General features: G+C 63.9%; 16 protein-coding genes. 14 read left to right on the top strand and 2 right to left on the bottom strand.

Going from position 1 to position 20463, the window contains the following annotated elements:
* Positions 1-27: 27 nt before the first annotated feature.
* Positions 28-1116, bottom strand: a complete 1089-nt coding sequence (locus LOZ74_RS12125; protein ID WP_230291433.1) for an MBL fold metallo-hydrolase — start codon at positions 1114-1116, stop codon at positions 28-30.
* Between the two features lie 210 nt (positions 1117-1326).
* On the opposite strand from LOZ74_RS12125, the gene LOZ74_RS12120 reads away from it, so the two are divergent.
* The 14 genes from LOZ74_RS12120 (at position 1327) to LOZ74_RS12055 (ending at position 19566) form a co-directional block, all read left to right on the top strand.
* Positions 1327-2412 carry a putative urea ABC transporter substrate-binding protein gene (locus tag LOZ74_RS12120; protein ID WP_230291432.1) on the top strand — a complete coding sequence of 362 codons (1086 nt, stop codon included), beginning with the start codon at positions 1327-1329 and terminating at the stop codon, positions 2410-2412.
* 32 nt (positions 2413-2444) lie between these two features.
* Positions 2445-3260, top strand: coding sequence for an ABC transporter permease (locus tag LOZ74_RS12115; RefSeq protein ID WP_230291431.1), 816 nt, complete (start codon positions 2445-2447; stop codon positions 3258-3260).
* Positions 3257-4081, top strand: coding sequence for an ATP-binding cassette domain-containing protein (locus LOZ74_RS12110; protein WP_230291430.1), 825 nt, complete (start codon positions 3257-3259; stop codon positions 4079-4081). The genes LOZ74_RS12115 and LOZ74_RS12110 overlap by 4 nt, the downstream gene beginning before the upstream one ends.
* 12 nt (positions 4082-4093) lie before the next feature.
* On the top strand, positions 4094-4585 hold the full coding sequence (locus tag LOZ74_RS12105; protein ID WP_230291429.1) for a CopG family ribbon-helix-helix protein: 492 nt from the start codon (positions 4094-4096) through the stop codon (positions 4583-4585).
* Entirely contained in the window at positions 4582-5406 is an 825-nt protein-coding gene (locus tag LOZ74_RS12100; protein ID WP_230291428.1) for an urea amidolyase associated protein UAAP1, read from the top strand. The genes LOZ74_RS12105 and LOZ74_RS12100 overlap by 4 nt, the downstream gene beginning before the upstream one ends.
* A gap of 16 nt (positions 5407-5422) precedes the next feature.
* Entirely contained in the window at positions 5423-6058 is a 636-nt protein-coding gene (locus LOZ74_RS12095) for an urea amidolyase associated protein UAAP2 (protein WP_230291427.1), read from the top strand.
* Positions 6055-9642 carry an urea carboxylase gene (gene uca / locus LOZ74_RS12090; protein ID WP_230291426.1) on the top strand — a complete coding sequence of 1196 codons (3588 nt, stop codon included), beginning with the start codon at positions 6055-6057 and terminating at the stop codon, positions 9640-9642. Before LOZ74_RS12095 ends, uca begins: the two co-directional genes overlap by 4 nt.
* Positions 9639-11405 carry an allophanate hydrolase gene (gene atzF, locus LOZ74_RS12085; RefSeq protein ID WP_230291425.1) on the top strand — a complete coding sequence of 589 codons (1767 nt, stop codon included), beginning with the start codon at positions 9639-9641 and terminating at the stop codon, positions 11403-11405. Before uca ends, atzF begins: the two co-directional genes overlap by 4 nt.
* Before the next feature lie 95 nt (positions 11406-11500).
* A complete protein-coding gene (locus tag LOZ74_RS12080; protein ID WP_230291424.1) occupies positions 11501-13027 on the top strand; it encodes an ATP-binding protein in 1527 nt (508 codons plus the stop codon).
* Positions 13017-13937: a response regulator gene (locus LOZ74_RS12075; protein WP_230291423.1), complete on the top strand. Its 921-nt coding sequence runs from the start codon at positions 13017-13019 to the stop codon at positions 13935-13937. Before LOZ74_RS12080 ends, LOZ74_RS12075 begins: the two co-directional genes overlap by 11 nt.
* A 177-nt stretch (positions 13938-14114) precedes the next feature.
* Entirely contained in the window at positions 14115-15101 is a 987-nt protein-coding gene (locus LOZ74_RS12070; protein ID WP_230291422.1) for a sterol desaturase family protein, read from the top strand.
* Between the two features lie 37 nt (positions 15102-15138).
* Positions 15139-15801, top strand: coding sequence for a hypothetical protein (locus tag LOZ74_RS12065; RefSeq protein WP_230291421.1), 663 nt, complete (start codon positions 15139-15141; stop codon positions 15799-15801).
* Between the two features lie 205 nt (positions 15802-16006).
* A complete protein-coding gene (locus LOZ74_RS12060) occupies positions 16007-18694 on the top strand; it encodes a hypothetical protein (RefSeq protein ID WP_230291420.1) in 2688 nt (895 codons plus the stop codon).
* Positions 18691-19566 (top strand): mechanosensitive ion channel family protein, encoded by an 876-nt coding sequence (locus LOZ74_RS12055; protein ID WP_230291419.1) that lies wholly within the window; start codon positions 18691-18693, stop codon positions 19564-19566. The genes LOZ74_RS12060 and LOZ74_RS12055 overlap by 4 nt, the downstream gene beginning before the upstream one ends.
* 49 nt (positions 19567-19615) lie before the next feature.
* Here LOZ74_RS12055 and LOZ74_RS12050 read toward each other — a convergent pair whose 3' ends face one another.
* Positions 19616-20440: a ferredoxin--NADP reductase gene (locus tag LOZ74_RS12050; RefSeq protein ID WP_230291418.1), complete on the bottom strand. Its 825-nt coding sequence runs from the start codon at positions 20438-20440 to the stop codon at positions 19616-19618.
* Positions 20441-20463 lie beyond the last annotated feature (23 nt).

Raw genomic sequence — 20463 nt, 5'->3', positions numbered from 1 at the left:
TTTCCTTAAAGTCGGAACGGGTGCGGGTCAGAACGGGTGGGGCGGGCGGATCTGCGGCACGCCTTCGGGCCATTCGCGCGTGCGCTGATCGGGGCTGACGCCGTTCATCAGGATAAAGTCGGGCCGGATCAGCATCGTATCCTTGCCCTGAACCTCGCGGGCGAAATGCAGCGCCTCGTCGATCAGTTCGGGTTCCATCTCCAGCACCCGCTCGTACGGTTTGTAATTGGCAAAGCGAGGGTAATACTGGCCGGGCACGAACATCATTTCGATATGGCCGCCCATGATCCATTTGACGGAATGGCTGGCGGCAAAATCCTTCAGCCGTTCCAGCGAGGCCACGAAGTCGCGGTCGTTCCCGATATTGATCTTGCCGGGATACAGCAGGTCGCCGGTGAAGAGGAAATCGCAATAGGGATCGTAAAAACTGACCCCGTCCTTATGCGCGCCGGGGGTGGGGATCACGGTGATGGCGCGGTCGCCCAGATCGATGGTGCCGGTGCCCTTGGGCCAGCTGGATAACAGGCCGTAATGATCCTTCATCGCGGCCAGCGGGGCAGGGACGAATGTCGTGTCAGGCCGCCCCGCGAACTGGCCAAGGCCGCGGTTCTGGGCCACATCCTCGCCCGACGTCATGGCCAGGGTCAGCGGCACGCGCGTGCGTCCGCGTCCCTTGGCCCAGCGCGCGACGATCGCATCGACCGTTTCGCGAAGCGGATATTGGGCGGGATCGGCAGTCGCGCCATTGTCGATCAGCAGGGCGCCGCTGTTGCCGAACAGCAGATAGGTAAACGGCGCTTCCCAATGCACGCAGACATTCTGGCGCAGGACGAAAGTATCCTCGTTATATTGCATCACCTGAACCCGCGGATCGCGGTTCTTGGCGGCGACATTGGAGCCATATGTCCAGCGGAAGCCGAGCCGGCCCGGCGCCGGGCCGTCGCAGTCGTAATCATGCATGACGGGGGCGACCGGGTGCAGCGGCACGACGCTGTCGGTATGGCGCACACCGTCAGGATTGTATCCCAAATCCGGATTGCCATTGGGATAGGCCCGCCCCGTTCGCGATTGCTGATTGCCGGATCGTTCGGGATTGTAAGTCTGGTTTCCAGGCATCGGAATCTCTCGCAACGCCGCGGCGGCGGCAGGGGTTCAATCGCCAGTCCGGCATGCCTGTCCCGATGCGTTCGCTCTATCGCAGCGCATGCGATCCGTCACGCTTGGACAGCGAACATATGGATATTACAAAACATATCAACAGTAATAATTACCCATAGACAAACGTCGGAATACCGGCGATGCTGCGGGTGCGAAAGGAGTCGAATCATGCTCAACAGGTTCCGCAGCGCGGGAAGAATTGCACTGATCGCTTGTGCCATGGCGGTTGCATCATGCAGCTCTGGCGGGGACGATCCGGCCGAGCCGCGGACCGAGTTCGATATCGGCTGGTCGATCTATGCCGGCTGGATGCCGTGGCCCTATGCCCAGCAGGCCGGCATCGTCGACAAATGGGCCGATAAATACGGTCTCGACATCGAATTCGTGCAGGTCAACGATTACGTCGAATCGGTCAACCAGTATACAGCAGGCAAGCTGGACGGCGTGACCGTCGCCAATATGGATGCGCTGACGATCCCCGCCGCTGGCGGCAAGGATACCAGCGCGATCATCGTCGGCGATTACTCGAACGGCAATGACGGCATTCTTCTGAAAGGCGCGAGCGATCTGTCCGCGATCAAGGGGCGTCAGGTCTATCTGGTCGAGCTGTCGGTATCGCATTATTTGCTGGCGCGCGGGCTGGAAAGCGTGGGCATGCCGCTGACCGATGTCAGCACCGTCAACACCGCCGATGCCGATATCGCGGGCGCCTTCAATTCGCCCGACATCACTGCCGCGGTCGCTTGGAACCCGCAGCTGACCACGATGAAATCCGCGCCGGGCGCCAATCTGGAGTTCAGTTCGGCCGACATCCCGGGCGAAATCGTCGACCTGCTGGTGGTCGATACCGCTACGTTGAAGGCCAATCCCGATCTGGGCAAGGCGCTGGCGGGCATCTGGTATGAGACCATGGCGCTGATCCGTCAGGATAACGCAGAGGGCAAGGCCGCGCGCGATGCCATGGCCAAGCTGGCGGGCGCCACGCCCGAGGAGTTCGAGCAGCAGCTGGCGAGCACTTTCCTTTATACCGATCCCGCCGATGCCGTGGCCGCCACGCAGTCGCCCGATCTGGTGACGACGATGACCCGCGTTCGCGATTTCAGCTTTGCGCAGGGCCTGTTCGGACAGGGCGCGCGTTCGGCCGATGCCATCGGCATGGCGTTCCCCGGCGGCAAGACGCTGGGCGATGCGAATAATGTCACGCTGCGCTTTGACGACACCTATATGAAAATGGCTGCGGATGGCGAGCTTTAAGGCGGTTCGCAAGGCAGGACGGGGCTAGCCATATGCGATGGGTGAACCGGAAGATCCGGCCTGCACAGGCGGTCATGCTGGGTGCGATTCCGATCGTGCTGCTGCTGATCCTCTATCTCGTGCTGGCCGCGAACCGGCATGCGATCAATCCTGCCGATAAAATCCTGCCCCTGCCGCAGGATATGGCCGAGGCGATGTCGGCGCTCGTGTTCGAGCCCGACCGCCTTTCGGGACAATATCTGTTCTGGGCCGACAGTTTCGCCAGCCTTGCCCGGCTTTTCATCGGGCTTGGCATCTCGACCCTCTCCGCCCTGATCGTGGGGCTGGTGCTGGGTGTTCTCCCTCCGGTCAGGGCCACCTTCGGGCCATTGGTAACGGCGGTTGCGGTCATCCCCCCGATTGCGCTGCTTCCGATCCTGTTTATTGCCTTTGGCCTTGGCGAAACCGCCAAGGTGGCCCTGATCGTTATCGGCATCGCGCCCTTTATGATGCGCGATATCGCCGCCCATATCACTGCCCTGCCGAAAGAGCAGATCATCAAGGCGCAGACCCTGGGCGCCAGCAGCTGGCAGGTGATGCTGCGCGTCGCCTTGCCGCAAGCGATGCCGCGGCTGATTCAGGCGCTTCGCCTGTCGCTGGGGCCGGCATGGGTCTTCCTGATTTCGGCGGAGGCGATCGCGTCCGACATCGGCCTTGGCTATCGCATCTTTCTGGTCCGGCGCTATCTCTCGATGGATATCATCCTGCCCTATGTCGCATGGATCGCCGTTCTGGCGGTCGTCATCGATTTCCTGCTGGCGACAGGCAGCCGGAAACTGTTCCCATGGGCCCATGGAGCAAGCCATTGAGCGCGCTCCTTTCGCTTCGCAACGTCTGGGTCGAGTATGGCGAGAAAGTCGTGCTCGAGAATGTCTCGCTCGACATTGCGGACGGTTCCTTCGTGTCGATCATCGGTCCGTCGGGCGCGGGCAAGAGCAGCCTTTTGCGCGTGATACTGGGGCAGGACGTGCCGACGCGCGGCAGCATCCTGCTGGACGATAAACCGCTGCCGCCCGAATGCGGGCCGGATCGCGGCGTCGTGTTCCAGCGCTATTCGGTCTATGCCCATCTGACGGTGCTGCGCAATGTGACCTTCGGGCTGGAATGCGCGCAGGCTCCGTTCACCGCCCGGTTGTTCGGTGCCAAGCGCCGCGCGGCCGAGGCCGAGGCGAAGGAGATGCTCCACGCGGTCGGTCTTGGCGATGCGATGCATCTTTATCCCTCCGAAATGTCGGGCGGCATGCAGCAGCGTCTGGCCATCGCGCAGGCGCTGATCAAGCGGCCCCGCATCCTGTTGCTCGACGAACCGTTCGGCGCGCTCGACCCCGGTATCCGCGCAGACATGCACGCGCTGATCACGCGGCTGTGGAAGGACTATGGGCTGACCGTGGTGATGGTCACCCATGATATCAAGGAAGCGTTCTCTTTGGGCACGCGCGTGCTCACGCTCGACAAGCGCCGATACGATCCGCACGCGCCACACCGCTATGGTGCGACGGCGGTCTATGACCTTGAACTGACGAAGAAAATGGCCGCAGCCGCGCTGGCCGAGGCAGAACAGGCGGGAGCGTCGGAAGGCCCTTCCGGCGATCCTGACAGTATTACGATTGACACGAATAATAATACTTGAGAGAACAGTGAAATGAGTTCCGACTCCAGCAATCTCGCCCGCCTGAGCATGAGCCTGCCGGCCGAACTTTTCCGCCAGCTCGACGTGATGGTGGAGGAACGCGGCCTGCCCTCGCGCTCTCAGCTGATCGCCGAACTGATCCGCCACGCGCTGGCCGACCACGAGGCGCGCTTCCGGCCCGAGGACATGCTCGCGGGCACGGTCACGCTGGTCTATCGCGGCAGCCGCGGGCGGGTGCGCCAGCAGCTTGCCGAAACGCAGGCGGATTATCTCAAGGAAGTCATCTCCTCGCAGCATGTCTTTCTGGAGGATGACCAATCGCTGGAGGTCATGCTGGTGCAGGGCCCTGCCAAGCGGCTGGAAGAATTATGCGACGCTTTGCGCGGCATTCGCGGGGTGCGCCAGCTTCAGCTTGTGACCACCACGGCTCTGCTGCCGCCGCTCCACGATGTGGAGGAAGGCGCGAAGGAGCCCGTCAAGAAAAGGAAGGAGGCCGCCGCATGACGGTCAATCTCGCCGATCCGATGGCGGCGCGCGAACACGCCCGCGCGATGGCCGGAACGAAGGCCGACGCGATGCCGGTGCTGCCGCCCGTGGCAGACGATCTGCCCGATGGCGTCGCACCCGGCGATCTGGTTTGGGAAGAAGTGATCGCGGCAGGCGGCTATGCCACGCGGCGGCTGTCGCGCGGATCGCGGCTGCGGCTTGTCGATCTGGAGGGCGACGCCTGCGCCTCTTTGCTGGTGTACAACGCCGAAATGCCGACCGAACGGCTGAATGTCGCCGATACGGTCAAGGTGCAGTGGAACGGCTATCTGGGCGCGGGCAAGCTTCTGCTGTCCGACATGGGCCGCGTGATGATGAGCATTCTTTCCGACGATGCCGGAACGCATGATGCGTTCTGCGGTACGTCGAACGCCGCTACCAATGCCGCCAAATATGGCGAGGGGCGCAACAGCGGCGCATTCCCCAACGGGCGCGACAGGCTGCTGCTGGGATCGGCCAAGCACGGTTTGCAGCGGCGCGACGTGCACCCCTGCATCAACCTGTTCAAGGGCGCGCGGATCGAGGCCGATGGCACGATCGTGCCGCAGGTGGGACCGTTCGATGCGGGCCGCGAGCTGGTCCTGCGCGCCGAAATGGACGTCATCGTGGTGATCGCCAATTGCCCGCATGTCCTTGACCCGCGCGACGAATACGCCGTCACGCGCCTGCGTGCCACGGCATGGCGCGGCCCCGTCACCGGCAGCGACGATCCCGTGCGCAACGCCAGCCCCGAAGGGCTGCGCGCGTTCGAGAATGTCGAAGATTATTACCGCCGATAAGCAGGAACGACCGAACATGAGCACCGATGCCGCACTCTCGGGCCTTTCCGGCGCGATCGTACATGACGAGATCGTGCCTGCGCGCGCGCCGTGGCTGCACCATATCGCCGCGGGCCAGACGCTGCGCATCGTCGATGTAGAGGGTAATCAGGCAGTCGATTTCCTGCTCTATTCCGCGCAGGACGATACCGAACGCTATAGCGCGCAGGACACTGTTTCGGCGCAGGGCAATCTCTTTCTGCGCAAGGGCACGGTACTGCGGTCGAACGAAGGGCGTCCGATGATGACCATTGCCGACACGGCGGTGGAATATCACGACACCATCGGCGGCGCCTGTTCGTGCGAATCCAACACGCTGCGATACGGCCATCACACCAAGGCGCAGCACGCCTGTGTCGAAAACTTCCTGGAAGCGAACCTGACCGAGGAACGCGGCAAGCGCGACATCGTATCGAACATCAATTTCTTTATGAACGTGCCGGTGCTGGAAGACGGATCGCTGGGCATTGTCGATGGCATATCCGCGCCGGGCCTGACCGTCGATCTTAAGGCAGAGATGGATGTGATCGTGGTGGTGTCGAACTGCCCGCAGATCAATAATCCGTGCAACGCGTTCAATCCCACCCCCGTGCGCATGATCGTCGCCGCATGAGTTTCGATACGGTACTGGTCGCGAACCGCGGTGCGATCGCCACGCGGATCATCCGCACGCTGCGCCGCATGGGGCTGCGTTCCGTCGCCGTCTATTCCGAGGCGGATGCCGGATCGCTGCATGTGTCGCAAGCCGATGTCGCGGTGTGCATCGGACCCGCTCCGGCCGCCGAAAGCTATCTCAATGTCGATGCGATCCTTGCCGCGGCGCGCGAAACCGGCGCGGGGGCGATCCATCCCGGTTACGGCTTTCTGGCCGAAAACACCGATTTTGCCGAGGCTTGTGCCGCTGCCGGTATCGAATTCATCGGCCCCACGCCCGACAATATCCGTACCTTCGGCCTGAAGCACAGCGCCCGCGCGCTGGCAGAGGCACATGGCGTGCCGCTGGCCCCCGGCACCGGCCTGCTGACGGACGAGGACGAGGCGGCAGAGGCAGCGCAAGGCATCGGCTTTCCCGTCATCCTGAAAGCCACGGCAGGCGGCGGCGGCATCGGCATGCGCATTTGCGAGGATGTGGCCGCCGTGCGTGACGGCTTTGCCGCCGTTGCACGGCTGGGCGCGGGCAATTTCGGCGATGCGGGGGTTTTCCTCGAACGCTATATCGGGCGCGCCCGCCATATCGAGGTGCAGATTTTCGGCGATGGCACGGGCCGCGTCATGCCTTTGGGCGAACGTGATTGTTCGCTTCAGCGCCGCAACCAGAAAGTGGTCGAGGAAGCGCCAGCACCCTGCCTGAGCGATGCCAAGCGCGCGGAGCTGATCGCCGCCGCCGTCCGATTGGGCGAAGCGGCGAACTATCGCTCTGCCGGTACGGTCGAATTCCTGTTCGATGCCGAGCGGGAAGAGTTCTTCTTCCTTGAAATGAATACCCGCCTGCAGGTCGAACATGGCGTTACCGAAGAGGTGACGGGTGTCGATCTGGTCGAATGGATGATCCGCGGCGCGGCGGGCGATTATGCGTTTCTGGATGGTGATGCGCCGGTATTGCAGGGACACTCGGTGCAGGTGCGCCTCTATGCCGAAGATCCCGCGCTGGATTACCGTCCCACCGTCGGCACGCTGACCGCCGTCGAATTTCCGGACGACATCCGTGCCGAAACATGGGTGATGGCGGGCAGCGAGGTCAGCGCATTTTACGATCCGATGCTGGCCAAGCTGATCGTGCATGCCGCGACGCGTGAAGGCGCGATCGCGGCAATGCAGGACGCGCTGGCGCACAGCCGCGTCGACGGGATCGAGACCAATCTGCGCTGGCTGCGCGATGTCGTGCGCGATCCCCGCTTTGCCAGCGGCGAGGTTTCGACCCGCATGCTGCAGACCATCGATTACGTCCCGCGCTGCGTGCGCGTGGTCAGCGGCGGCACCGCGACCACCGTGCAGGACTGGCCGGGGCGGCAGGGGCTGTGGGCCATCGGCGTCCCGCCGTCGGGTCCGATGGACGATCGTTCTTTCCGCATCGGCAATCTGCTGCTGGGCAATCCCGAAGGAATGGAAGGTCTGGAACTGACCGCCAGCGGCCCGACGCTGAATTTCACGCAGGACACGCAGATCTGCCTGACCGGCGCCGATTTCGGCGCGAAGATCGATGGCGAGCCGGTGGGGCGCAATCGCGTGCTGACGGTGAGGGCGGGGCAGACACTGGCGATGGGCCGCGCGACCGGCGGCGGCGTGCGCGGTTACATATTGTTCGCGGGCGGTCTGGACATCGCCCCCTATCTGGGCAGCTGCAGCACGTTCGAGCTGGGCCAGTTCGGCGGCCATGCCGCCCGCCGCCTGCTGGCAGGCGATACGCTGCATCTGAACGCGCCCCAAGCTCCTGTCGCGGACAACCATCGCGCGCCCGAGGAACTGGGCAAGACTTGGACCCTTCGCGTCCTGTACGGTCCGCATGGCGCCCCCGATTTCTTCACGCCCGCCGATATCGACCAGATCCTCGATGCCGAATGGCAGGTCCATTACAACAGCAACCGCACCGGTGTGCGCCTGGTGGGGCCAAAGCCCGAATGGGCGCGCAAGGACGGGGGCGAGGCGGGGCTGCACCCGTCGAACATCCACGACAATCCCTATGCCGTGGGCGCGGTCGATTTCACCGGCGACATGCCGATCATCCTTGGTCCCGACGGTCCTTCGCTGGGCGGGTTCGTGTGCCCGTTCACCGTGATCGCCGCCGACCGCTGGAAGATCGGCCAGCTTTCGCCTGATGACCGGCTGCGCTTCGTGCCTGTCAGCATCGATGATGCACAGGCGGCGCAGCGCACCATGCTGGAGCCGCTGGACGCGGCCCATACGCCGCGCGACATCGCCACGCTGTCGCCCGTGCTGGCCGAAACGCCGGCGCAGGGAAAGCGGCCGCGCACCTTTTATCGCCAGCAGGGCGACCGCAATATTCTGGTCGAATACGGACCCATCGTGCTCGACATCGAATTGCGCATCCGCGTCCATGCCTTGATGACCGAACTGGAACGGCTGGCGCTGCCCGGCGTGGTGGATATCGTCCCCGGGATCCGGTCGCTGCAATTGCATTTCGATGGCGAGACGCTGGACCAGAAAGGCGCGCTGGCCGCGTTGATGCAGGCAGATGACGCGCTGGGCGATCTTGAGGATTTCACCGTCCCCTCGCGCATCGTGCACCTGCCGCTCAGCTGGCGCGATCCGGCCACGATCGAAACGGTCGAGAAATATATCGCCGCCGTGCGCGACGATGCGCCGTGGTGCCCCGACAATATCGAATTCATCCGCCGCATCAACGGCCTGCCCGATGTAAAGGCGGTCGAGGATATCATCTTCGACGCCAGCTATCTGGTGATGGGGCTGGGCGATGTCTATCTGGGCGCGCCGGTCGCGACCCCGATCGATCCGCGCCACCGGCTGGTGACGACCAAATACAACCCCGCCCGCACGTGGACGCCGCCCAATGTGGTCGGCATCGGCGGCGCCTATATGTGCATTTACGGCATGGAGGGGCCGGGCGGATACCAGCTGTTCGGCCGCACCATTCAGGTGTGGAACACGCACCGCCAGACCGACGCCTTTATCGAGGGCAAGCCATGGCTGCTGCGCTTTTTCGACCAGATCCGCTTTTACGAGGTGAGCGCGGACGAGCTGGCCGAATGGCGCCGCGATTTCCCCAATGGCCGCCGTTCCATCACGGTGGAGCCGTCGGAATTCCGCCTTGCCGATTACCGCGCCTTTCTGGCCGATAATGCAGGCTCCATTGCCGAGTTTCAGGGGACCCGGCAGGCCGCTTTCGACGAAGAGCGCGCCGACTGGGAGCGTTCGGGCGAATTCGACCGCGTGTCCGACCTGATCGAGGAAGCCGACGGCAGCGCCGAACCGGCGGCGATCGAACTGCCCGAAGGGACCGAGCTGATCGAGGCACCCTTTGGCGGCAGCGTGTGGAAGCTGATGGTGGAGCCGGGAGACAGCGTGAACGCAGGCGATGTGATCGCCGTGATCGAGGCGATGAAGATGGAATGTCCGTTCGAAAGTCCCGCCAGCGGCACGGTCGAGGCGCTTTACCTGCAAGAGCGTCAGGCCCTGCAGCCCGGCGCCCCCATGCTGGCGCTGAGGCGTTCGGCATGAGCGCGCCCGATACCAGAAGCGCCGCCGCCATCGCCGCCGCCGTCAATGGCGGGCAGGCCAGCGCGGCCGATATGGCCGAACAGGCACTGGCGCGGATCGATGCCTATGATGCGGTGCAGCCGCAGATCTGGATCACCCGTGCTGCGCGCGAAGACGTGCTGGCCGCCGCGCGCAAGGTGGACGAACGCATCGCGGCGGGCGAAATCTTGCCGCTGGCAGGCGTGTCCTATGCGGTGAAAGACAATATCGATGTGGCCGGCCTGCCGACGACGGCGGCATGCCCCGCCTTTGCCTATGACCCGGCGGCATCGGCCGGCGTGATCGAAAGGCTTGCGGCGGCAGGCGCGATCTGTGTCGGCAAGACCAATCTGGACCAGTTTGCCACCGGCCTGAACGGCACGCGCAGCCCCTATGGCATTCCGCGCAATGCCTATAATCTCGATTACGTCAGCGGCGGGTCCAGTTCGGGGTCGTCGGTTGCCGTGGCGGCGGGGCTGGTCCCGTTTGCGCTGGGCACCGATACGGCGGGTTCGGGCCGCGTTCCGGCGGCGTTTCAACATCTGATCGGTTTCAAGCCCAGCAAGGGGCGGTGGAGCACGCGCGGCCTTGTCCCTGCGTGCCGCAGCATCGATTGCATCACCACATTCGCCAACGACGTCGCCGATGCGCGGCTGGTCGACGCGGCGATTGCCGGTTTCGACCCCGCCGATCCGTGGTCGAAGCCGCTGGCCGAAACCCAACTGCAGCCGCGCCGCATCGGCGTGCCGCGCCCCGACCAGCGCGTGTTCTTTGGCGATGCGCAGGCGGCGTTTTTCTATGAACAGGCGATCGCCACGCTGGGCCGCGATGCCGAGATCGTCGAGCTCGACATTGCGCCTTTGCTGGAAGCCGCGCTGCTGCTTTACGGCGGTCCGTGGGTGGCCGAACGCACCGCGGCGATCGAGGAATTGCTGACCGGCAATCCCGACGCCATCGACCCCACCGTGCGCGAGGTCGTTAGCGGCGGAACCGATATCAGCGCGGTGACATTGTGGAACGGCATCTATCGGCTGGCCGAGTTGAAGCGCCATGCCGATCTGATGTGGCAGGATGTCGACATGCTGGCGTTCCCCACGACGCCGACCACCTATCGCGTGCGCGAGATGCTGGCAGCGCCCGTCGCGCTGAACAGCAATCTGGGGTTCTACACCAATTTCGTGAACCTGCTCGACATGGCGGCCATCGCCGTGCCCGCGGGTGTGCGCGACAATGGCACCGGCTTTGGCATCACGCTGATCGGCCCTGCCGACAGCGACCTTGCCCTGATGCGCGGGGCCGAGGGTTTTCTGGGCGCGGCGGAAATTCCCGCTCCGCCACCGCTCGATCTGGAGGGACATATGGAACGCGTGAAACTGGCCGTCGTCGGCGCCCATCTGAAAGACATGCCGCTCCACTGGCAGCTGACCTCGCGCGATGCCGAATTCGTCGGCGCGTTCGATACCGCGCCCAGCTATCGCCTGTATGCCATGGCCGACAGCACCCCGCCCAAGCCCGCGCTGGCATGGGCCGAAGATGGCGCGGCCATTCCGGTCGAGGTCTATGAGCTGGATGTCGCCGCGTTCGGCAGCTTTACCGCCGAAGTGCCCGCGCCGCTTGCCATCGGGACGGTCACGCTGGAAGACGGCAGCAGCGTCAAGGGTTTCGTCGCCGAACCGCGCGCGCTGACGGGGGCGACCGACATCACCCATCTGGGCGGCTGGCGCAACTTCATCGCAGCGGGCTGAACGGCGATGAACGGCGCGGTCGAAATATCTCTGGCGGTCGTGTGAATGGCACGCGGGGCGCACTCTGTTAAAGGCCGGCTGCGGTGCCGGGCCTGATGGAAAGCGTTCTTTCCCGCCTGACCACGGGCCGCGCCGCGCCGCGCCATGATACGGGCCTGCTGGAGCGTATCGCCACGCTGGAATCGCGCCAGGCCGAACTGCTGCGCGCCAAGGCAGCGGCAGAGGCTGCGAACGAGGCAAAGACACGCTTTCTGGCGAGCGTCAGCCATGAGATCCGATCGCCGCTCAATTCCATCTATGGCTATGCGCAATTGCTGGAACGCGGCACGGCGCGCGATCCGGCGCATGCCGCGCGGGTGATCCGCCGCAGTTCGGAACATCTGGCCAATCTGGTCGAAGGGCTGCTCGACCTGTCGCAAGTCGAAGGCGGGGTCATGCGGATCAGCCGCGACACGATCCGCTTTCCCGCGCTTATCCGCCAGATCGTCGACATGTTCGAACCGCAGGCACGGGCGCGCGGCATCGATTTCCATTTCGAATGTCCGGCGCCCTTGCCCGAATTCGTGCGCGGCGATCAAAAGCGACTGAGGCAGGTGCTGATCAACCTGCTGTCGAACGCGATCAAGTTTACCGACAGCGGCCGTGTCACGCTGAAGATCACCTATCGTTCGCAAATCGCGACGTTCGAAGTGGCCGACAGCGGCATCGGCATACCCGCCGAACGGCTGGACCGCATATTCGAAGCGTTCGAGCGTAGCAATGATTCCGCCAACGACCGGCCAGGCACGGGGCTGGGCCTTGCGATCACGCAGGCGCTGGTCCGTATCATGGGCGGCGAGATCGCGGTGGAAAGCCGCGTGGGCGAGGGGACGCGCTTCACCGTCCGGCTGATGCTGTCCGAACCGGCAGAGCGACCGGCGGACGAAACGCCGACGACCGCCGTCACCGGCTATCGCGGACCACGCCGCACGATTCTTGTCGTCGATGACGATGCGGCTCAGTCGGCGCTGCTGTCGGGGCTGCTCGAACCTTTGGGTTTCGCGGTGAGTGCGGCAAGCGATGCGGACGGGGCCGTGCGCCTTGCTGCCGACATGTTGCCCGATCTGGTATTTCTCGACATTTCCATGCCCGGCAAGTCGGGATGGGAAGCGGCGCGCATGCTGCGGGCCCGCTATGGCAGCGCCCTGCGGATCGTGATGCTGTCCGCCGATGCGGACGAATTTCGGGGCGCTGGCGATGCGGCAGGGCCGCACGACGCATTCGTTCTGAAACCGTTTGAATTCGGCGCGTTGCTGGATGTTGTTTCGGCGCAATTGCAGATCGAATGGACGGGTAACGCGGTTCAGAAGGCGCTTTCCGACGCATCGGTCAAGGCGACACCAGCTGAAGATTTACGGGCCGATCCGCGCATGGGCCCCCATCTGGCCGCCATCGCACAGGCCGCGCGGATTGGCGATATTCGCGGGATCGAAGACGGGATCGATGCGCTGGCGGCGCTGGCTTCGGGTGATGATGCACTGGTCGCCCGGCTGCGCCGGTGCCTCGACGGTTTCGACCTGAAGGCACTGGCGTCACTTGCGGAAAAGGCCGATGCGGAAAAGGGGAACTCCGATGCCGGATGAAGCCCGCCCGACGGACCGCATTCTCGTCGTCGACGACCAGCCGGATTCGCTGCGCTTCATCGTCGAGACGCTGGAACAGGCAGGCATGGGCGCGCTGGTCGCCACCAGCGGAGAGGCAGCGCTCGACGTGCTTGCCGGGGCCATGCCCGATCTGATCCTGATGGACGGGGTCATGCCCGGCATGTCGGGTATCGAAACCACGGTCCGGATCAAGAACGATCCCGCGCTGGCGCATATTCCGGTGATTTTCATGACGGGGCTGACCGAACCCGAACATGCGGTCGCCGCGCTGGAAACCGGCGGCGTCGATTATATCCGCAAGCCCATCGTGATCGAGGAATTGCTGGCCCGCATCCGCGTTCATCTGGCCAATGCGCGCCAGTCGCACCGGTCGCGCCTCGCGCTTGACGCGGCGGGTGGCAGGCTGGCGGCATTCGATGCGCGCGGCGCGCTGGCATGGTGCACGCCCCAGGCGGAGGAATTGCTGACATCCGTCGATCCTGCATGGACGGCGAACGCCCGGGCATTGCCCGCGGCCTTGCAGCCGACCGCCGATCGCGTGCTGGCCGATCCGGCGCGGGCGGGCAATGCGATGCGCGTGTCGGTGGCGGATTTCGCGGTCGAGATTTCCGCCGTCAAAAGCGAGCGCGATGGCGAGACATTGATCCGCCTGACCGAAATCCGCGAAGGCGCCGATCTTGAATCGCTGCAGAATTACGCGGGCCTGACCCAGCGCGAGGCAGAGGTTCTGCTGTGGGTCAGCTATGGCAAGTCGAACCGCACGATCAGCGAAATTCTGGGCATCAGCCCGCGCACGGTCAACAAGCATTTGCAGCAGATTTTCACCAAGCTGGGCGTGGAAACGCGCGCGGCTGCAGCGGCCCTGGCGGTAAGGGTGATTTCCGAATGAGAATAGTATACATTCCATCGCGGGAATCGTCGATTTTCGGGGGAAAATCGCTGCAAAACTACGTCATTTGGACACTTACTTCGCCTCCGTCAGGGGGCATACGCTTGGCTTGATTTTGGACGGGCCGCCCTTGGGCGTCCCAATCGGTTTTCACGACATGTGATGCGGGTGGGTAGTATGAGCGGAGTTCGCGTAGGCAAACGGATCATCGGGGCAGACTCTCCGGTTACGATCGGCTGGGAAAACCTGCCCAAGGTTGAAGGCAGCCGGGCCAAGGTGTTGTTTTTCACCTGGTTCCAGCCCGCGACGCTGCTCGCGCTGCTGGCGTTCTGGTATTATGCGCCCAATTCGATCGCGACAGCGTCGACGGCCATCGCCATCGGTATCGGCTTCAAGATTTTCCTGCTCGGCCTCGAATGGGTGAACCCCCGTTTTCGCAGCTGGCGCCTGACGTGGAAGGAATTCGCGGTCGACCTGTTCTATGTCGGACTTGGCTATACGATCATCCGCACGGTGGGCAGCTATATCGGCGACGATGCCATCATCGGTTTTATCCAAAGCTCGTTCGACTGGGAAAAATTCGCCTGGTTCATGATGCTGCCGCTGCTGGTGCAGGCATTCCTGATCTCGTTCATTTTCGATTTCGGGCAATATTGGATGCATCGCGGCATGCATAACTGGCACCCGCTGTGGCTGACCCATGCGCCGCACCACTACATCACCCAGCTGAACATCAACAAGGGCGCCGTCGGCAATCCGATCGAGCTGTTCCTGATCGGCCTTGGCATCGGCGGTTTCTTCGACTTCCTGCCGCGCGCCTTCCTGCTGGCCGGTACGCTGGGTGTCGCGGTGTCGATCTATCAGCACATCAATGTGCGCTTCAACACGCCCAACTGGTGGCGCTTCGTGTTCAACACGACCGAACATCACAGCGTCCATCATTCGCAGGACTACGAAGCGAGCCGCAGCAATTATTCGGGCACGTGGATCATCATCGACCGCATGTTCGGCACCTGCGTCGACGGAGAGGCGGAGCTGCTGGGCATGGAAGGCGGCCGCGCCATGTCGATCAAGGAAACGATGGTCTTCCCGTTCAAGGATGCATGGGCGTCGATGAAGCTGCGTTTCCAGCGCCGCCTGCCGCCTGCGGTTCCTGCCGAGTGATCGGGCCGGACATGAATCTGAATTCGGGGTGCATAGAGTGATCAAGAACTACTTCGACTGGATCTGGCATGTGCGCGACAGCGTGGAGCTTCCGGCCGGCCAGTCCCCGAAAGAAGCGCTCGACCGGTTGGAGCCGCTGTTCCACGAACGCGGCACCAGTTTCGAACGGCATGGCAATACGATCAGCTTTGGCAAACAGGGCCAGCCCGCGCAGGACCGAATGTCGGTCTTCGACCGCGGCGAGCTGGTCGTCGAAAACGACGGCACGGCATCGCGTCTGAACTATCATCTGGTCAGCCGCGCTTTCCTCTACTGCTTTTTCGCGCCGCTGCTGTTTCTGGCCTTTGCCCAGATGAACACGCTGATCCGTGATTACGAACGCGCGTCTGCTGCGGCCGAAATGGCTGCAGAGGGCGATAAGGCGAAAGAGGAGAAGGAAGACAAGATCCTTCCCCAAAGCCCGATCGACAAGTTTCTTGGCGCGCCCACGCCTGAAATGCCGGATAAGGACAAGGAAAAGGATCTCGACAAGATCGGCCCTTCGCCTACGCCCGCCTATGTTTTCGCGTGCATTTTCGTCGTGCTCTATATCGGCGGGCGCATTCTGGAAACGCGGCTGGTAAAGCGCCTGTTCCGGCGGCGCATGCGCGGTGAGGATCGTGAACCGGTCGGCCCCGCGCAGGTTGTGGCCCTGGTCTGAAAGGTCGGTCCGGTCCGGCACGTTCAGGCCGGACATGCAGGTCCGGCCCTATCTCCCTATAAGTCCGCATCATTATCAGCATTAACCGCGAGTGTCCGTTGACACGCGCCGGTCTAGTGTAAACGCTCTGCACATTGGTGAATTTCCGAATCCGGCGTAGGGAACTGCCGGACGGGATCGCCCTGAACGCGGGGGGAATTGCACTATGCATCGGGGCAGTCGGGCAGGTCTGGTATCGCCGCATGGCATGATCATGCGGGCGATGGCCGTGCTGTGCCTGTTGGCGCTTGCCGCCCTTTCCCCCGCATGGGCGCAAACGCCGGATGCCGCCCCCGGCGACGTCACCCTGGCAGAGCCCCCGCCAGACGAAGCATCGCTGGAAGAAGAGGCCCGCCTGCAACTGGCCGAGGCGGAAGCGGCAAGGGCAGAGGCGGAGGCGGAACGTCGCAGCCTGCTGATCGCCGAATACACCCGTCTGAAAACCGCCCAAACCGCGGTGGCGGCAGAGGCGGCGCGGCTGGAGAACGAGGCTGCTGCCATCGGGCTGATTGAAACCGACGCGCTGGCATGGCGCCGCAAGGCGGAGGCGGTCGCGGGATCGCCGGGCAGCACCGCAGCCGCCGACGCGCTTAACGGCGATCTGATCGTTGCGCTGCGCGGTATCAGGGGCGAACTGGGCGATGCGCTGGGCGGCGCGACCGGCGCCAAAAATTCGCGCCTGCGCATTCCGCCCGTCGATCCTGCGCTGATCACGTCCGAAGGTACCGGAGAGCGGCTGATTGCCTATCAGCAGGCACTGGCAAGGCAGGCGGTGCTGTTGTCATCCTATCAGCAAGTGCTGCTGCGCGAGCGGCGCGATGCGCTGTATGATGCGATGATCACCATGAACGAGGCGCGGCTGGCGCTGTTGCCCTCGCTCTCGTCGGGGCTGCGGTCGCGGGTCACGGGTTTCGGTGCCGAGGGTCTGGATCAGGTCGGTCGCGAAGTGAAGCAGATCGTGCTGACCGTGCGCTATAATGTGGCGACGGGCTTCGCGGGGCTAAAGGCTTTCACTACCGGCCTGATGGAATTCCGGGCCAGCTATTTCCTCGTCATTTTCGAATTGCTGCTGGCAGTGATGGTGTTCCGTTTCTGGCGCGGCGTGGGCGATACGGTCGTCGGCGATCTGGAACGCACGCAAAGCAGCCGCAAGCCGCCGACCCTGTGGTCCTCGCTCTCCGCCTATCTGCTGCGCCTGTTGCGCCATGCGCTGAAACCGCTCGACTGGCTGGTGCTGCTGCTGGTGCTGAACTGGCTGTTTCCGGTGTTCTTTTCCCCCGCGCCGATCCGGCTGGTCTGGTTGCTGGCATGCTGGATTTTCGGCGGGGCGGCATTGGTGCAGGTGATCGACGCGATGGCGCGCGGCCGCGGCGGAGAGGACCCGCGCGCGGCCCTTCGCAAACGCTCGCTGCGGCTGGTGGCGACCGTGGTGATCGGTGTCGGGCTGTTGCTGACCATGACGGCGGGCGTCGTCGGCCATGGCGCGATCTATAGCTGGATACTCACCTTCTGCTGGCTGCTGGCGATACCGGTGCTGTTCGTGATCACCACATGGTGGCGCGAAAGGATCGAGACTCTGGCCCGTCTGGGTGCACCCAAAAGCACCGTTCTGCGCTGGGTATCGAACAATCCCGACGGCATCAGCGGCGCGCTGGGGCGGGTGGCGGGCGGTTTCGTGCTGATGGCGCAGGGCGCGCGCGTGATCGTCGCGCGCCGTATCCGCCAGCTGTCGCTGATCCGCGAGATATTGGGCCAGCGCGCGCGCGAAAAGGCGAGCGAGCGGGTCATCGCGGACGAGGAAAGCGGCCGCTATGACCCGCTGAGCGACGCGGAAATGCACCTTCTGGCGCCGCACGGGCGCCCGTTGGCGGATGCGACGGTGCCTGCCGCCGCCGATGCGAAGTCGGGCTTTCCGCTGCCGGGCCATGTGCTGGCGGTGGTCGGCGATCGCGGCCATGGCAAGACCACCATCGTCAATCGTCTGGTCGAAGCATCGGGCCTGCCGCCGTTGCAGGTGGAGGCGAAGGCGGGGCCGGACGACGGATTGCTGGCCGCCATGGCAGACGCGCTGGGCTGCGCGGCCGAACCGCGGGCTGTGATCGATGCATTGCAGGCCGCGCCGCACTGCGTGGCCATCGACGATGTCCAGCGCATGATCGTTCCGGCCATCGGCGGGCTGGCGCGGTTCGATGCCTTGCTGGAAGTCGCGCGCCACACGCCGGGGCGCACCAGCTGGATCTTCGCCGTGGGCGGTGCGGCATGGCCGTTTCTGGAACGGGCGAGGGGGGACAGGCCCCTGTTCGATGACGAAATCATGCTGCGCCCGTGGTCGGTAAAGCAAATCCGCGAGCTGATCGAAAGGCGCAGTGCCAATGCGGGGATCGATCCCGAATTCGAATATGCCGGCGACGATACGGGCAGCATGTTGTTCGAGGACGAGGTCGCGCCGGAGGAACGCGCGCGGCGCGCGTTTTACGCCGCGCTGACCGAGGAATCGGGCGGCAATCCGGCAGTGGCTCTGGAGCGCTGGCGGCGCAGCCTGTTCCGCGACAGGGAAACAGGGCAGGTCTGCGTCCGCACGTTCAAGGCGCCCGATATCGCGCGACTGGCCGCCATGCCGCCCATGACATTGTTCGTCCTGCGCACCATATTGCAGATGGACATCGCCAGCGCCGCCGATATCGCCAGCGCCACCGATCTGCCGCTCGCCCGCGTGCGCGAAACGCTGCGATCGTGCGAATTGCTGGGCGTGACCGTTCCGCAGGATGGCGGCTATCGCCTGAGCCTGTACTGGTTCGAGGAAGTCAAACGACTGTTGCGGGCCCAGAACCTTATCGCGGGAGCAAAGCCATGATCGCGGCCCATTCGCGCAGGATCGCCTTGCTGCTGGCGGCGGTTTCGACCGCCACGCCCGCCGCGGCGCAGGCGCCCGATATCGATGTCGCACAGCTGGGCGATTTCGTGCGGTGGAGCGGGGTGGTCACCTCGCTCTTCGTGCTGGCGGGGGCGTGGTTCCTGCTGAAAGTGCTGACCGGCTTCGTCAACCGGTTCAGCACGCAATTCGCCGCCCGCCGCCTGACGATGCAGAAAGTGGCGACCTTCGCCAAATTCTTCATCTTTATCGCCACCGCCGTGATCGTGACGGCGCTGTCGTTCAAGATCGACAGCACATTGCTGGCACTGATGGGCGGCACCGCGGCGGTCGCGGTCGGCTTTGCGCTGAAAGACCTTGTCGCGTCGTTCGTGGCGGGCGTGATGATTATCGTCGACCGCCCGTTCCAGGTGGGTGACCGCGTCAGCTTTGGCGGGTTTTACGGCGATATCACGGCGATCGGCCTGCGTTCGGTCAGGCTGCAGACGCTGGACGACAATACGATTACCATCCCGAACAACAAGTTCCTGAGCGACATTACGTCGTCGGGCAATTACGGCGCGCTCGACATGCAGGTGGTGGTCGATTTCCTGATCGGCGCGGGCGAGGATATCGATCAGGCGCGCGAGATCGTGACCGAAGCTGCGCTGTCGAGCCGCTATATCTATCTGCCTAAGCCCATCGTGGTGCTGGTGTCGCAAGTGCCGATGCAGAATTTCGTGGCGGTGCGGTTACGGCTGAAAGCCTATGTCCTCGACACCAAGCACGAAAAACAGTTCGAGACCGATATTACCGTCCGCACATTGCGCGCGTTTCGCGCCAATCGCATCATGCCGCCCGCAGCGGCGGCTTGATCGCGGGTATTTCGACCCGCGCCGGACCTGTTCGGAATGCCGGTCGGGATCAGCCGACGAAGGCGCGCTCGATCACGAAATGGCCGGGCTTGGAATTGCTGCCCTCGATAAAGCCGCGCGCTTCCAGATCGGCGGCGTGATCCTTGATCATCGCCATGCTGCCGCACAGCATCACGCGGTCGTTTTCGGGATCGAACGTCTTGGGCCCGCTGACGGTTTCGAACAGCTTGCCGTTTTCGATCAGCGTGCTGATGCGGCCGGTGTTGCGGAACTCCTCACGCGTGACGGTGGGAACATAGTGGAACTGCAGCAGTGCTTCGTCCTGCACCAGAGGGTCGCCCGCCAGCTGCGATTCCAGCAGGTCGCGATAGGCCAGATCGCTGACCTTGCGCACCGAATGGACCAGCACGATCTCCGAGAACATCGAATAGACGTCGGGATCGCGCGCAAGGCTCATGAAAGGGGCAAGGCCCGTGCCGGTCGACAGCATGAACAGGCGGCGGCCCGGGATCAGCGCGTCGGTGACCAGCGTGCCGGTCGGCTTCTTGCCCAGATAGACGGGATCGCCCACCTGAATATGCTGAAGCCGCGAGGTCAGCGGCCCGTCCTGGATCTTGACCGACAGAAACTCCAGCTCGTCGGCATAGCTGGGGCTGGCGATCGAATAGGCGCGCAGCAGCGGCTTGCCGTTATTGGGCAGGCCGACCATCACGAATTCGCCCGAACGGAAACGGAAGCTGGCCGGACGCGAGATCGAGAAGCTGAACAGACCGTCGTTCAGATGATGTACGCGCTTCACCGTTTCCACTTCGAGAGCGGCGGAGGGGGTGAATTCTTCGCGGGCAATAGGCTGATGGGTCAAGGCTTGGTCCATGTTTCGTCGTCAGGGTCGGGAAC

This window comes from Croceicoccus sp. Ery5 (genome assembly GCF_020985325.1).
Classification (GTDB): Bacteria; Pseudomonadota; Alphaproteobacteria; order Sphingomonadales; family Sphingomonadaceae; genus Croceicoccus.
This window is presented reverse-complemented; position numbering and strand designations above follow the sequence as displayed.